Source organism: Parascardovia denticolens DSM 10105 = JCM 12538 (assembly GCF_001042675.1).
Lineage (GTDB): Bacteria > Actinomycetota > Actinomycetes > Actinomycetales > Bifidobacteriaceae > Scardovia > Scardovia denticolens.
On sequence record NZ_AP012333.1, the window covers coordinates 826,665 to 841,717 of the forward strand.

Genomic DNA, 15,053 nt, shown 5'->3' on the forward strand with positions numbered 1-15,053 from the left:
CGAGGGCACATGCAGGAAAGCAAGCAAAAGCCAGGGCAAGGGCAAGGCCCTCGGACGCAAGGGGAGGGCGATGACCGCCTGCCCTGGTCCTATCGCCTGTCCGCCTCCAAGCGCCTCCTGGTCTGCCTGCTGAGCGCCGTTCTGGTAGGGGCCATCGGAACGGCCGCTCACCGTATGGGGGCCGCCTTGAACATCCCCTATGGGATGGTCCTGTCTTTGGTCCTGGTCGGCCTGTCCGCATGGTCGGCCCGGGCCCGTTCCGGCTTTGGCGGTCTCCTGCTTCATTTCGTGGTCTCCTGCGCCGTCGCCTGGGGATTCGCCCTGATCGTCAAACCACAATCCGCCTTGGTGGCGACGGGGAGCCCCGCCTTCACCACTTATTTTTCAACGGAAGTCTGGAAATACTGGCTTTTCGGCATCATCGCCGCCCAAGTCCTCATCGCTTTCCTTCCCAGCCGGGCCTTTCTGCCCGCCTCTCGGGAACAGGCTTCATCCTGACGATGCGGTCGGCGTCGATGGCCACATCCTCTTCGGGCCTGGCCCCGTTCGCCGACGCGTCCCTTCTCATACGTAGGGTCTTTCCATCCCAGGCGCGGACGTGCCCCACGAAATCTCGATATTGGGGACGGCCGCTGTAAGGGTCGGTCCCGTCGGTCACTCGGACGACCACGCGGATCCCCGACGGTATGCTCTGAGGTAAATTCATACCCCTATTTTATGATTTAGTGCATATTTTCCGCATAAATTCAGAAAATTTCACGATTTGAAACGAATTTATTATCATAAATCTTGCATTGAGCGTATAAAGTCTCTTTATATTCGCCTTATGGCTCAGCCTCGGCGAATCCGGCAGGAAGGCCCGCCGGACCCAAGGGACTTCGCTTTCGCCTCGGGCGTCTGGATTATCCGCGGAAAATCCTGATCGAATCCTTGGGCCGGCCTGTGGACTCAGTCTTCAGGTCAAGCTCCAGGCTCGGCCTTCGGGTCAAGTCTTTGGACCAGGTCTTGGATCGGGAATCAACTAGAGAAAGAAAAATAATGAAAAAGCATTTATTCAAAAGCATGGTGGGGGCGGTCGCGGCCTTATCCCTCTCCTTTGGCCTGGCCGCCTGCGGATCCGGCGGTTCCTCCTCGGGAGCGACGGGGGAGAAGAGCATCGTCACCGTCTACAATGTGGAGCCCCAGAACAAGATGATCCCCGGCAATGTGAACGAAAACGCCGGCGCCCGGGTCTTGGACCTGATCTTCGCCGGCCTGGTCACTTTCGATCGTAACGGCATCCCCCACAATGAGGTCGCCCAGTCCATCAAGGCCAGCAAAAACAACACCTTCTTCACCATCAACCTCAAGAGCGGATGGAAATTCAACGATGGGACCCCCGTCACCGCCTCCTCCTTCACCAAAGCCTGGAGCTACACGGCCAACGCGACCAACGCCCAGCTGAACGCAAGCTTCTTCTCAGTCATCAAGGGGTACGACGCCCTGCAGCGCAAGGGGGTCTCTCCCCAAGCCCAACTGTCCGGACTCAAAGTCGTCAATGACCGGACCTTCACGGTGGAGCTGAACAAGCCTTCCCAGGTCTTCTCCATCATGCTGGGCTACATCGCCTTCGTCCCCATGCCCGAATCCTTCTACAAGGACCCTAAGGCCTTCGGCGAGAACCCGGTGGGCGATGGACCCTACAAGTTCAAGTCCTGGACCCACAACAGGTCCATCGAGGTCGTCAGGAACAAGGATTATCACGGCTTCCTCAAGCCCAAGAACGCGGGCATCACCTTCAAGATCTACACGGACAAGGAATCGGCCTACTCCGACGTGCGGTCCGGCAACCTGGATGTCATGGACACCGTGCCCACTTCGGCCTTGAGAACCTTCCGCACGGATACCTCCCTCAAGTCCTACAACAAGGCCGGATCCCGCATCGAGACGGTGACTTTCTCCCCCAACCTCAAGCATTTCGGCAATGACAAAGAGGGAATCCTCCGACGCCGGGCCGTCTCCCTGGCCATCGACCGGCAGCAAATCGCCTCCAAGGTCTTCTCCGGCGTGGTCACCCCGGCCACTGACTTCGTTTCTCCCCCCATCTCGGGCCATACGGACAAGCTCAAGGGGGCGGACGTGCTGACCTACAATCCCAGCGAAGCCAAGAAACTCTGGGCCCAGGCGAACGCCATCAGCCCCTGGACCTCCTCCGACTCCATCGTCCTGTCCTACAACTCCGACGGAGGCACCAAGGACGTGTTCGACGCCATCGCCAACCAGCTCACGAACACGCTGAAGGTGAAGGCGACCACCAACCCCGTGGCCACCTTCAACGAGTTCCGTAATGAGATCAACCAACGCAAGCTGGTCGGCGTCTTCCGCACGGGCTGGATGCCTGATTACCCTTCGGCCGAGGATTACCTGAACCCGATCTATTCATCCGAAGCCGCTGACGGCAAAGGTTCCAACGACGGCGATTACAAGAACCCCAAGTTCGACGCCATCCTCAGCCAGGCGGCCGGGGTCAGCTCGACCGCGGAGGCCAACAAGCTCTACCAGCAGGGTGAAGAGATCCTTCTGGCCGAGCTGCCGACCATCCCCCTGTATTACTACAACAACTACGGGGTGACCACGAGCGGCGTCAGCGGTTACTACCAGGGATGGGATTCCGTCCCCCGCTATGAGGACCTCCAGAAGAACTGAAACCACTGAGTGGCGGTGACTTCAGGAAGAACTTTTGGAAAGACTCCAGGCAAGACTCTAGGAAAAAGAGGAAGTGGACATGTTCAGATATTTCATACGCAGGCTTTTGCAGATGATTCCCGTGATCCTGGGGGCGACTTTGCTGATCTACGCCTTGGTCTTCGCCCTGCCGGGCGACCCCGTGGCCGCCATGTTCGGCAGCAGACCGGTGAATCAGCAGGTCGCCGCCCAGATCAGGGCGGAATACAATCTGGACAAACCCTTCTTCGTCCAGTACCTCCTTTTCCTGAAGAACGCCGTGACCCTCGATTTCGGGCGGACCTTCTCCGGGCAGCCGGTCCTGTCCATCATGGGCCGGGCCTTCCCGGTGACGATCAAGCTGGCCATCATGGCCTTCGTCTTCGAAGGGCTCTTCGGCATCGTTTTCGGCATCATCTCCGGCCTGAACAAGGGGAAATGGTTCGATTCGGTCATCCTGGTCCTCTCCCTGCTGCTGATTTCGGTCCCCACTTTCGTCACCGGCTTCGTCATGCAGTATTTCCTGGGGGTCAAATGGCACGTCTTCCCGGTGACGGCCAGCTCCAACAACAGCTTCCTGGACCTGCTCATGCCGGCCATGGTCCTGGGCAGCGCCTCCATGGCCTACATCATCAGGCTGACCAGGACGGAAGTCTCGTCCAATAGGACCTTGGACTACGTGCGCACGGCCCGGGCCAAAGGCATGTCCAACAAGAACGTGATCGTCCGCCATATCCTGCGCAATTCCCTGATCCCGGTCGTCACCTATTTGGGCGCCGACCTGGGGGCTCTCATGGGAGGGGCCATGATCTCCGAACGGATCTTCAACATCTTCGGAGTCGGCTACGCGCTCTATGACGGGATTTACCGGGGGGAGCAGACCCTGGTGGTCTCCCTGGTCACCGTCCTCGTGTTCATTTTCGTGATCTGCAATCTGGCGGTCGACATGCTCTACGCCGTCCTTGATCCCCGGATCCGTTACCATGCTTCGCAGGCTTAGGAGGTAGTTCATGGAAGATCAAGATCGAATCGAACGGATCGAGCTGGGCGAAGAACTCGAATATAGCCAGACGGACAAAACGCAGGCGACCAGAGTCCAGGTAGACCAGGAACAGCCCGGTCAACCCCAAGCGGGTCAGGTTCTGCCCGGCCAGGAACGGTTCGTCGCCCTGGTGGACGAAGACGGCTTGCAAGAGGTGGACGCGGTGGACACTCACGCCCCCTCGTCGAGCCTCCTGGCGGACACTTGGCGCAGCCTGCGTCGGAACCCCCTCTTCTTCATCTCCACCGCCCTGATCCTTTTCATCGTGGTCGTGGCCCTTTTCCCCAGGCTTTTCACCCACACCGACCCCATCTACTGCGAGCTTGGCAACTCCTTGCAACCGGCCAGGGCGGGACATCCTTTCGGCTTCGACCTGCAAGGCTGCGACATCTACGCCAGGGTCATTTACGGGACCAGGACCTCCGTCAGCATCGGCGTCTTGGCCACACTGCTGGTCGTCCTCATCGGAGGGGTGATCGGGGCTTTGGCCGGTTTCTTCGGGGGCTGGGTGGACGCCCTTCTCTCCCGGGTCACCGACGTCTTCTTCGCCATCCCCCTCCTGCTGGGGGCCATCGTGGTCCTGCAGATGTTCAAAAACAACGGGTCTATCTGGAAGATCATCCTGGTCATGGCCATCTTCGGCTGGGTATCCGTGGCCCGCATCGCCCGCGGGGCCGTCATGGAGGCCAAGAACCTGGAATTCAACACGGCGGCGACGGCCTTGGGCTCCTCCCGGACGAGGAACCTGGTCCATCACATCATTCCGAACGCTTTGGCCCCGGTGATCGTCGTGGGAACCACGTCTTTGGGAACCTACATCGTTCTGGAAGCCACCTTGAGCTTCCTCGGTCTCGGCCTGCCCATCAGCACGGTCAGCTGGGGAGCGGATATCGCCACGGCCCAACAGCTCCTGTCCACGTCCAACGCGATCGTCCTCGTTTACCCCTCGGCCGCTTTGGCCATCACGGTGCTCGCCTTCATCATGATGGGGGACGCGGTCAGGGATGCCTTGGACCCCAAGAGCAGGACGGAATGACCTCAACCAATCAAGGCAAGACGATTGGTATCAGGCAGATGATTCAGACTCTCCATGCGCACGAAGCGCATGAGGCATTTCAGGCGAAATAGACAATTCAGGAAAGATACGAATCCGGTCAACGGATAGAGGAGGTAACGATGACCATGACGGATAAGGCGATCAAGACCGGTCAGGATAGCGCTCGTAGGCGGCAGGAGGAGGAAGTTCCTCAGCGGGCCCTTCCCCGGCCCTTACTGGATGTCAAAGACCTCAGCGTCTCTTTCCAGACCAAGAACGGTCGGACCAAGGCGGTGAGGCAGGCCTCTTTCACCGTCTACCCCGGGCAGTGGGTGGCCATCGTAGGGGAGTCCGGCTCAGGCAAATCCACGTCCGCCATGGCCACTCTGGGCCTCTTGCCGGGGACGGGCCGGGTAGAAGGAGGGTCGATCGTCTTTGAAGGCCAGGAGATCAGCCACTACACCCAGAAGCAGTTCGAAAAGCTGCGCGGGGTGAAGATGGGCCTGGTCCCCCAAGACCCGATGAGCAATCTCAACCCCGTCTGGAGGATCGGGACTCAGATCAAGGAAGCTTTGGTGGCCAACAACGTGGACATCTCCCATGAACAGCGGATCGAATGGGAGGAGGAGCTGAAAAAGCAGGAGGAGGGGGCCACCCGGATCCCTTACGATGACGAGCTCTTCATCGGGTCCGACGAACGGGAAACCCTTTTGTCCGAAGCCCGGAAGGCCTTGGATGGTTTGGAATTGTCCGAGGCTGAGAAAGAAGAGACGATGCAGGGCTTCGAGCGGGAGTGGACGGTCGGGTCCTGCACCCGGTGGAGGGTCCGGGAGCAGCTGGAAGGGGCCGGCCTGCCCCAAGACCAGGCCGAAGATCTGGCCCGACGATATGTGACCGGTTCGTCCATCAACGACCGGATCTGCGGCCTCATGGAAGAAGCGGGCCTGCCCGACGCGGCCGAAAGGGCCAGGCAGTATCCTCACGAATTCTCCGGAGGGATGAGGCAAAGGGCCTTGATCGCCATGGCTTTGGCCGCCCGGCCCCGTCTGCTGATCGCCGACGAGCCCACCTCGGCCTTGGACGTGACCGTGCAGAAGAAGATCCTGGACCACCTGCGCTACCTGACCGATTCCTTGGGGACTTCCGTCCTCTTCATCACCCATGACCTGGGTTTGGCCGCAGAAAGGGCCCAACACATCGTCGTCATGTATCGGGGGCAGGTGGTGGAATCCGGCCCGAGTCTGGAAGTTCTCCAACATCCCCAGCACCCCTACACCAAACGCCTGGTCCATGCGGCGCCTTCCCTGGCCTCCCAGCGGATCCGGTCGGACAAGGCCGCAGGCCTGGACGCCTCTGTCGATGAAGAGCATCACGCCCTGTCCAATCAGGACCAGCAGGGCAGGAAAGTGATTCTCGAGGCCAGGAACCTGGTCAAGGAGTTCAAGATCCCCCGGCATGACGGTACCTTCAAAGCCGTGGATAACATCTCCTTCCAAATCCGCAAAGGCACGACCCTGGCCATCGTGGGGGAGTCGGGATCAGGAAAATCGACGGTGGCCAACATGATCCTGCACCTGCTCAAGCCCACATCGGGTTCCGTCCTCTATCGAGGGCAGGATACGATCGGTTTCAAGCGGTCCCAGCTCCTGGATTTCCGACGGCACGTGCAGCCGGTCTTCCAGAACCCCTTCGGATCCCTGGACCCGGTCTATTCGATTTACCGGTCCATCGAAGAGCCTTTGCGGATCCATAAGATCGGCAATCGGCTCCAGAGGGAGAAACGGGTGCGCGAACTGCTCGACATGGTGGAGATGCCGCAGACCGTCCTGTCCCGCTATCCCAACGAGCTTTCGGGCGGCCAGCGTCAACGTATCGCCATCGCCCGGGCCATGGCCCTGGACCCTGACGTCATCGTGGCCGATGAGGCCGTCTCCGCCTTGGACGTCCTGGTCCAGGACCAGGTCCTTCGGCTTTTGAACGACCTGCAGGAGGAAAAGGGGCTGAGCTACCTTTTCATCACCCATGACCTGGCCGTCGTCCGTCAGATCGCCGATGACGTCCTGGTCATGGAGCGTGGGGGGATGAAGGAGCATAATTCCACCGACGAGGTCTTCGACCATCCGCAGAGCCCTTATACCCGGGACCTTTTGGACGCGATCCCCGGCGGCCATCTGCAGCTGGGGCTGGATTCCTTCAGGTGAGGCGAATGATAGGATGAAAGCATGGATTTCGCCGAGCTTCTGCATGACTACTGTCTTTTTCTGAAAGACAGCAAAGGCCTGAGCCCGCAAAGTCTGAAGGCCTATGAGAGCGACGTGGACCAATGCCTTCATTTCCTGTGTCTCCATGGTCGAACTGATATACAATCCATCAATACTGATTACTTACGTATGTGGATGAGCTATGAATCCCGGAAGGTGGCCAAATCTTCCCTGGCCCGGAAAATCGTCGCCGTCCGGGGCTTCTTCGCCTACCTCTATACCCATAAACTCATCCCATCCAACCCTGCCCGGCCCCTGGGAACCCCCAAATTGCCCAAGACCCTGCCGGCGGTTTTGACGCAAAAACAGGCGGTCAGGCTCATGGACCAGGCCGAGGAGGTTTGCGAGCGTGACCGGGATGGCCAGGCCGACAGGGCTGAGACAGGTAAGGCCAAGGCTGAGCTGTCCAAGGCCGAAGCGGAGAAAAAGACCCTGCTGGATATGCGCGACGACGCCATCATGGAAGTCCTGTACGCCACCGGCATCCGTGTGGCTGAGCTCGTTTCCTTGGATGTGGACGACATCGATTTCACCACCCGGACGGTCAAAGTGACGGGAAAAGGCAACAAACAACGAGTGGTTCCTTTCGGCAAGCCGGCCGCGGAAGCCTTGGACCGTTGGATCCGCCAGGGGAGGGATGGTTTGCTGGATCAAGCGGCCCCGTCCGCGGCGCAGGGGTCGGCGGCCGACCGGTCCGCCGTCTTCGTGGGGAGCCGGGGGAAAAGGATCAACCAGCGGCAGGTGAGGGAAGTGGTGCATCGCCTGGCCCGAGAGGCCGGGGTCCCCGACATCAGCCCCCACGCCTTGCGGCATTCGGCCGCCACCCACCTTCTGGATGGAGGGGCGGATTTGCGCGAGGTGCAGGAAATGCTGGGGCATTCCTCCCTGCAGACGACCCAGCGCTACACTCATGTGTCCATGGAGCAGCTGACCAAAAAGTACAAGCGGGCCTTTCCCCGGGCCTGATTAGGAGAGATGGCCTCGGGTGGACCCGGTGCGGGTAGTGTGGGTATAATCACACAGAGACGGCCTTCCAAAGATGGGGGGCTTTCATAATGGTGAAACGCGGTCGGCGGGAAAGGCAGGTGGCATGATGGGAAAGGCGCAGGGTCTCCTGGCAAGATCCGTGACGCGGGTCCTGCCCAGATTCCTGAGAAGATCCTCGGGGAAGTCGCTTGCCTCCTTTGTGTGCCTGTCTTTCGTCGTCGCATCCGTCGGTCTTCTCCCCGCCTGCGGGACGGGGAAGCCTTCAGCCCCCCCATCTTCCACTTCGTCATCCTCTTCGGCGGCCTCTCCGAATCCTTCCGCCAGTCCTTCCTCTTCTGAAGACAGCGGAATCATCAGGGCTTATGGGACTGCCCCGGTCGATCCTTTAACCCCGGGAAAAGCGCAGGATAACGCCAGCGGCCGCTTGGTCGACCTGGTCTTCGCCGGTCTGGTGGCCTGGGACTCCAACGGGGACACCCATTATGCGGCCGCCAGCGACATCGAACCGAATGACGATTTCACCCAGTTCCAAGTGACGGTCAGGTCCGACTTAGGTTTCAGCGATGGGACGGAAGTCACCGCCCAATCCTTCATCAAAGCCTGGGACTATGTAGCCAACATCCGGCACAAGCAGCCCAACGCCCCTTATCTGGCCTTGATCAAAGGGTATGGGGACCTGCGCAGGAAGGACGTAACCGAAAACGCCCATATGGATGGTCTCACTCAGACTGGGGAATACAGTTTCACTATAGAACTATCTCAGCCATGCCTGAATTTCATGTCGCTTCTGGCGAACCGGGCCTTCGATCCCTTGCCCGAAGCTTTCTACGCCAATCCGTCCAAGTTCGAAGCCAATCCCATCGGCAATGGACCCTACCGGATCAGTTCCTATCAGCCGGGGAAATCCATCACCCTCCTGCCTAATCTCAACTATAAGGGTGCCGGCGGCGCGGCCAACGACGGGCTGAGGTTCGTCTTCTATTCCGACCCGGCCAAGGCCTACGACGATCTGGTCAAAGGCCGGCTGGACGTGACCGAGGTCGTCCCTTCGGCTCGCCTGGGTTTTTTCACCTCGAGCGGGAAGAGCCTGCCTGCCGGTCTCAAAGCGACGAATTCCTCCGGCAACAGTCTGATGATGCTGACTACCTCGAAAGGATACCCCCACTTCGCCCTCAACCAGGAGGGAGCCCTGCGGCGCAAGGCCCTTTCCCGGGCCATCAACCGTTCGGACCTGGCGAAGGAGACCATGAAGAATCTGGGCCTGCCCGCCACGGATTTCCTCAACCCGGCCGTCAGCGCCTACACCGACAGTCTGAACGGTTCCGAGGTCTTGACTCACAATGCCCAGGCGGCCAAAGACCTCTGGGAACAGGCCAATTCCCTTTCCCCCTGGAAACCGGGCGACTCGCTGGACCTGACCTATGACGCCCAGGCGGAGGATCCGGCCTTCTATCGATCTTTGGCGGAGAGTCTGAAAAAAGTCCTCAAAATCAAGGTCAGGCTTCGTCCTGTTTCCACCACATATGAATTTGGCCTGAAAATGAAGCAGGGGAAGCTGCGCGGTTTGATCGGCTTCACTTGGCGGCCTTCCGGCCTCGTCGCCTGGAACTATCTCATGCCTTTGTATACCAACCAGTTGGCAGGGTCCGGCCTCAACGCCAGCGGATACCAGGAAGGCGACTTTTCGACCATGCTGTCCAAAGCCTTGGTGGCCGCGACCGCGTCCTCGTCCATCTCCCTCTATCAGAGCGCCGAGGAGATCCTCCTCCAGCAATTGCCGGGAATCCCTCTGGTCTATAAGAACTCCTTCGGCCTGAGTTCCACGACTGTCAGCGGTTTCGCTTTGAACTCCAATGGTCTGCCTAGGTATCCCTCTATCCGCCGCATTCAGTGAGGCCATCCGGCAAAACCATCCAGCGGCTCATCCAGTGAGTACACCCACCGGGTTCTCATCCTGCGGGTTCGTCCGGCGATGCTGAGGAAGCGGCAGGGGAGGGCTGATAGAAGCGGAGGCGGACGTAGACCGAAATACCAGCCTGAAGATAAGCTTATCCTCAGGAAATTTTCAGATTCCCTGACCATAATCAAAACGGTGATTCCCTACGTCGATAGGAATGGTATGTTCGGTTTTGGCAAGAAGTCCAAGCACAACAAGAAAGATCGGATCTCTGAGGACGAAACTCAGGATGTGGTGGAAGACTCTCAGCTGGCGGACTCGGACCGGGAAGACCCTGCCGAGACCCGCGGGGCTGCCGGGAAAGGCGAGAACGCCGATAGGTTTGATGAGGACTCCAAGACCGCCAAAGCCAGCGATTCCAGCGACGTCGATGAGTCCGATGACGCCCCTCAGAATGACGGCTCTTCGGATGATGATTCCTCCACGAAAGACAACCTGCTGGAACCGACTGGCCCGTGGGATATCGACGACCCTGACGCCCCTGATTACGACGAGATGGTGAATCTGGGCGCTTTCTATCTTCCGGTGATCTCGGGGGCCGAGCTCAGGCTCAAGGCCGCTCCCAGCGCCGACCCCAGCGATCCCACCATCATCGGCGCGACTTTGACTTTAGGTGATTCCAGTCTGGAATTGGAAGCCTTCGCGGCTCCGAAGACCATGGGCCTGTGGGAGGACATCCGCCAGGAGCTCCTGGACTCCAATCCTCAGGCTTCTGAAGAGGAAGGGACCTTCGGTCAGGAGGTGACCCTGCCGGTGACGGTCAAGGGCAAGACCTACATCTCTTTGATCGTCGGTGTGGACGGACCTCGATGGATGCTCCGCGGGATTTTCACCGGCCCGGCTGCCAGCTCGGAAGGTCAGGAGTGGGACGCATTGTCCGCCTGCTTCTCCGATATCGTGGTCGATCGTGGCCAGGAGCCTTTGGCTCCTCGTGACCTGCTGCCCATGACTCTGCCTCAGCCCCCCAAGCAGGAGGACGACGAGGATGAGGATTGGGAGGAGAAAGCCCAGGAGCCGGTCAAGCCCGACGGCTATGGGGTCCAGACCACCGTGCAGACCTCCTTGACCCGGGGCCCCCTCTTCTCCGAATTGCGCTGACGTGAACCCAGTGACCCCTTCCTCCCCGGAATCCTCTTCCCCCTCTTGTTCTTCCACTTCCTCGCAGGATTTCTCCCCTCTGGATACGATCAGCGGGGTCCGCGGCCTGGTCGAATCCGTCCTGCCCGCCTTGGTCTTCATTCTCCTGTACCTTTTCACGCGTTCCCTGCCGTGGATCGTGGGTATTTCCCTTTTCATCGCCTGCGCCGAGTTCCTGCTTCGCCTGATTCAGAAGCAGAAGCTGGCCGGGACCCTTTTCGGCTTCGTCGCCGTCCTGGTCTGTCTTCTGACCGCCTGGTTCAGTCATGATGCCAGGAATTTCTATCTGCCCGGCTTCATCCTCAACGCCGTTTTGCTGATTCTCCTGATGATTTCGATGGTTGCCAAGACCCCCGGTGTCGGTTTTCTGGTCGAAGTGTGGCGGGACGCTGACATTTCCGATTATTCGGCTTGGTCGGCCCGATGGAAGCAGGACAAGTCTCTCCTGTCCGCCTACCGCCTGGCGACCTGGATTTGGGCCGGGATTTTCGCTCTAAGACTCCTGGTGGAGATCCCTCTTTACGTGGCGCAATCGGTCGCCTGGCTGGGAACCGCCCGGGTGATTCTGGGCATCCCACTTTTCCTGCTGGGTCTGTGGGTCTCATGGATCCTTCTCGCCGGGCCGATTCAGGCGAACAAGGCCGCTCGGCCGTCAAAGACCGACTCTGCCTCTTCCGATTCCGCTCCTTCCGATTCCACCCCTGTGAATTCAGAAAGTGAGCTTTCATGACCGCTCCCGCTAGCCAGCCTCTTCCTTCCGATAATCGTTTGGAAGCGGATGTGGAAATTGAGCGTTACGCCGATCAAGGCCGATGCGTGGCCCACCTTGACGGCCGCGTCGTTTTCGTCCGCTTCGCCTTGCCGGGGGAGCGGGTGCACATCCTGGTGGATGAGCCCCATAACCGCAAAGACCGTTTCTGGACAGCAGAGGTGACTGAGGTTTTAAAGGCGAGCCCAGACCGTGTCGAGCCTGTGTGGCCTCTGGCCGGTCCTTTGGCCTGGGGCGGGGGAGTCGGCGGGGCCGATTTGGTGCATGTCTCCCTGCCCGGTCAACTTGCCTGGAAGAAGGCGGTGATCGAAGACCAGATGCGCCGGCTGGGGCATGTGGAGGTATCCGTCCCCGTGCATCGGCTCCCTGAGGATGAGGCTGAGGGCGGTTTGCATTGGCGGACCAGGCTGGACCTGGTGGCTGATGAGGAGGGGCATCCTTCCATGCGTCGGCGGGAATCGCATCAACGGGTTGCCTTGACCGACATGCCCACTGCCAGTCAGCGGCTGTTGGGTGTCGCCGCCGCCGAGGATCTGTGGAATCATCGCTTTGATCCTAACGACCATATTCGCATCAGCGTTCCCGAGCCTCGAAGCCTTGCTGGGGAAGCTAAGGATGGCAAAGATAACGAGGATAACTACGCTATCGTCCTGAATGGGAAAGTGATTTCCGGCAGACGGAATCTGTCGGAACGAGTGTTGCTGTCCAACCCTGCTTTGCCGGGCGATGATGGTTCGCACACGCAGTTTGATTCGTTTGATTCGTTTGACTATACCGTTGACGCCGAAGGCTTCTGGCAGGTCCATCGGTGCGCCCCCACTGTTCTGGCCCAGGCCGTGGTAAACGCTTTGATGGCTTCCGGGGCAGACCAGGCTTCAACTCTTTGGGACCTTTACTCCGGCTCGGGGCTTTTCACCTTGCCTATGGCCACTTTCTTCCCCCAAGCCCAGGTCCTGAGCATTGAAGGTGCTCCTGTCGCTGTCAAGAACGCCCACAAGAACATCAAGCAAGCGAGGTTGAACAAGACTATCACTGCTTTGGAAGGCGATGTGGCCGAGACTATCCGCTCTCTGACTGCTCACGGCCATGCCCAGTTGACCAAACCGGACATCATCCTCTTGGACCCCCCTCGGGCCGGAGCCGGCCGCAAGGTCTGCCAGCAGATGGCGGAGTCCGGAGCGAAGGCGATTATCTATGTCTCCTGTGACGTGACCAATCTTGCTCGCGACACCGCTTACCTGACCGAAGCCGGTTATCATATCTCCGACATTCAGGCTTACGATATTTACCCCATGACCCATCACGTCGAGACGGTGGCATTGTTTTCCTGAGAAAAAACTGTTTTACGATCATACTACGATAGAAAATCACAAGGAGGCGCGCGAATATGAAAACAGGTTATGAACTTCTCAATGATCCGTTTTTGAACAAGGGGACTGCGTTTACGCAGGAGGAGAGGAAGAAATTCGGGCTGGTCGGCATTCTGCCGCCGGTGGTGCAGACGATTGAGCTGCAGGCGGCACGGGCATATGAAAACGTGCAGCGCAGGGAAAACGTCACAGAAAAACGTCACTATCTGATGAATCTCTTCAGCCGGAACCGGACCCTGTTTTTCTGCCTCTTCTCGCAGCATGTACAGGAACTTATGCCGATCGTCTATGATCCGGGCATCGCCGAGAGCATCCGCAATTACGGTGAGTTCTTTATGACGCCGCAGAACGCGGCTTATCTTACGGCAGATCATCCGGAGGAGATGGAGGAAGCCATCCGCAATGCGGCGGGAGACCGGGACATTGAGCTGATTGTGGTCACCGATGCGCAGGCCATTCTGGGAATCGGCGATTGGGGAACCAATGGCGTCAGCATTTCCACCGGAAAGTTGATGGTATATACCGCTGCGGCGGGCATTGACCCGGCGAAGGTGCTGCCGGTCGTCATCGATGCGGGCACGGATCGCCAGAGCCTTCTGGACGATCCACTGTATCTGGGCTTTCATCACCACCGGATCGGCGATGAGCAGTACTACGCCTATATTGACCAGTTCATGGAGCTTGTGGAGAGGATGTTCCCGCACCTGTACCTCCACTTCGAGGATTTCGGAAGAGGCCATGCGGCAGTGCTGCTGAACCGGTATGTCAACCGCTATCCAGTATTTAATGACGACATCGAGGGAACCGGCATCATTTCTCTGGCGGGGATACTCGGGGCGCTGCGCATCTCCGGCGAGAAGCTCGCCAACCAGAAGTACCTGTGCTTTGGCGCGGGAACGGCGGGCTGCGGCATTGTGAAGAGGATCTGCCAGGAAATGGTTGACCAAGGTATGGATGTCAAGGAAGCCCAACAACACTTCTATCTTGTCGACAAGCAGGGCCTTCTGTTCGACGACATGCAGGATCTGACCCCGGAGCAGGCCGTCTTTGCACGAAGCAGAGAGGAGTTCGCTGACGCGGATGCGCTGACCACACTGGCGGCAGCGGTGAAGGCGATCCATCCCACCATCCTGGTCGGGACATCCACGCAGGGCGGTGCCTTCACAGAGGAGATTGTGAAGGAGATGGCAGCCCACACGGCGCGCCCCATTATCTTCCCGCTGAGCAACCCGACGGAACTGGCGGAGGCAAAGGCGGAGGATCTCATCCGCTGGACCGAGGGACGGGCGCTGGTGGCAACGGGAATTCCGTCTGCGCCGGTCTCATATAAGGGCGTCACGTATGAAATCGGGCAGGCGAACAACGCCCTGATCTATCCGGGACTGGGGCTTGGCGTGATTAGTGCAGATGCAAAGCTTGTCACCGACCGGATGATCTCTGTCGCGGCTCACTCGATCAGTGACATTGTCGATGCTTCCCGTGCCGGTGCCGCAGTCCTTCCGCCGGTATCGGAACTCCCTGAGTTTTCGAGAACCGTGGCGATTGCCGTCGCCGGTGAGGCGGTCAAGGAGGGACTGAATCGTCGGACGGTGGATAACGTTGCCGATGCCGTGGATACACAAAGGTGGAGCCCTACATACAGAGAGTTTGCATAACGTCACAATGCCTCCAAGCCATCATGGCCTGGAGGCATTTCTTGTGATCATCTACTCGCGTTCAAGGTACGGATCGCTGTTCAATATGCGGATGCCTTCTGTGGGGCGGTACGACAGTTTCTGCCATAAACGCTTT

The 15,053-nt window shown here is 59.1% G+C and carries 12 protein-coding genes; 11 read left to right on the forward strand and 1 reads right to left on the reverse strand.

From position 1 onward, the window contains the following. Window positions 1-9 precede the first annotated feature (9 nt). Window positions 10-498: a hypothetical protein gene (locus PSDT_RS03485; RefSeq protein ID WP_006290471.1), complete on the forward strand. Its 489-nt coding sequence runs from the start codon at window positions 10-12 to the stop codon at window positions 496-498. Here the strand turns inward: PSDT_RS03485 and PSDT_RS08075 are convergent. Beyond that, window positions 437-706 carry a DUF6725 family protein gene (locus tag PSDT_RS08075; RefSeq protein ID WP_006289340.1) on the reverse strand — a complete coding sequence of 90 codons (270 nt, stop codon included), beginning with the start codon at window positions 704-706 and terminating at the stop codon, window positions 437-439. The genes PSDT_RS03485 and PSDT_RS08075 overlap by 62 nt on opposite strands. 332 nt (window positions 707-1,038) lie before the next feature. Between PSDT_RS08075 and PSDT_RS03490 the strand changes: the two genes are divergently transcribed. From PSDT_RS03490 to PSDT_RS03535, 10 genes are all read left to right on the forward strand, one after another. Beyond that, a complete protein-coding gene (locus tag PSDT_RS03490; protein WP_006289339.1) occupies window positions 1,039-2,685 on the forward strand; it encodes a peptide ABC transporter substrate-binding protein in 1,647 nt (548 codons plus the stop codon). A gap of 79 nt (window positions 2,686-2,764) precedes the next feature. Continuing rightward, the gene (locus PSDT_RS03495; RefSeq protein ID WP_006289338.1) at window positions 2,765-3,703 is read left to right on the forward strand and encodes an ABC transporter permease; all 939 of its coding nucleotides are present in this window, start codon (window positions 2,765-2,767) and stop codon (window positions 3,701-3,703) included. Between the two features lie 10 nt (window positions 3,704-3,713). Beyond that, window positions 3,714-4,781 (forward strand): ABC transporter permease, encoded by a 1,068-nt coding sequence (locus PSDT_RS03500; protein ID WP_006289337.1) that lies wholly within the window; start codon window positions 3,714-3,716, stop codon window positions 4,779-4,781. Window positions 4,782-4,927: 146 nt separating this feature from the next. Next, window positions 4,928-6,982: a dipeptide ABC transporter ATP-binding protein gene (locus PSDT_RS03505; RefSeq protein WP_006289335.1), complete on the forward strand. Its 2,055-nt coding sequence runs from the start codon at window positions 4,928-4,930 to the stop codon at window positions 6,980-6,982. Between the two features lie 21 nt (window positions 6,983-7,003). Next, window positions 7,004-8,008: a tyrosine recombinase XerC gene (locus PSDT_RS03510; protein WP_006289334.1), complete on the forward strand. Its 1,005-nt coding sequence runs from the start codon at window positions 7,004-7,006 to the stop codon at window positions 8,006-8,008. A gap of 124 nt (window positions 8,009-8,132) precedes the next feature. Beyond that, window positions 8,133-9,923 (forward strand): peptide ABC transporter substrate-binding protein, encoded by a 1,791-nt coding sequence (locus tag PSDT_RS03515; RefSeq protein WP_006290468.1) that lies wholly within the window; start codon window positions 8,133-8,135, stop codon window positions 9,921-9,923. Between the two features lie 225 nt (window positions 9,924-10,148). Further along, a complete protein-coding gene (locus PSDT_RS03520; protein ID WP_036737429.1) occupies window positions 10,149-11,084 on the forward strand; it encodes a DUF3710 domain-containing protein in 936 nt (311 codons plus the stop codon). 1 nt (window position 11,085) lies between these two features. Beyond that, complete coding sequence (locus PSDT_RS03525; protein ID WP_006289331.1) at window positions 11,086-11,853, forward strand: DUF3159 domain-containing protein; 768 nt, start codon at window positions 11,086-11,088, stop codon at window positions 11,851-11,853. Then, window positions 11,850-13,223, forward strand: coding sequence for a class I SAM-dependent RNA methyltransferase (locus PSDT_RS03530; protein WP_006289330.1), 1,374 nt, complete (start codon window positions 11,850-11,852; stop codon window positions 13,221-13,223). The genes PSDT_RS03525 and PSDT_RS03530 overlap by 4 nt, the downstream gene beginning before the upstream one ends. 56 nt (window positions 13,224-13,279) lie before the next feature. Next, entirely contained in the window at window positions 13,280-14,917 is a 1,638-nt protein-coding gene (locus tag PSDT_RS03535; protein WP_006289329.1) for a malolactic enzyme, read from the forward strand. Window positions 14,918-15,053: the final 136 nt, after the last annotated feature.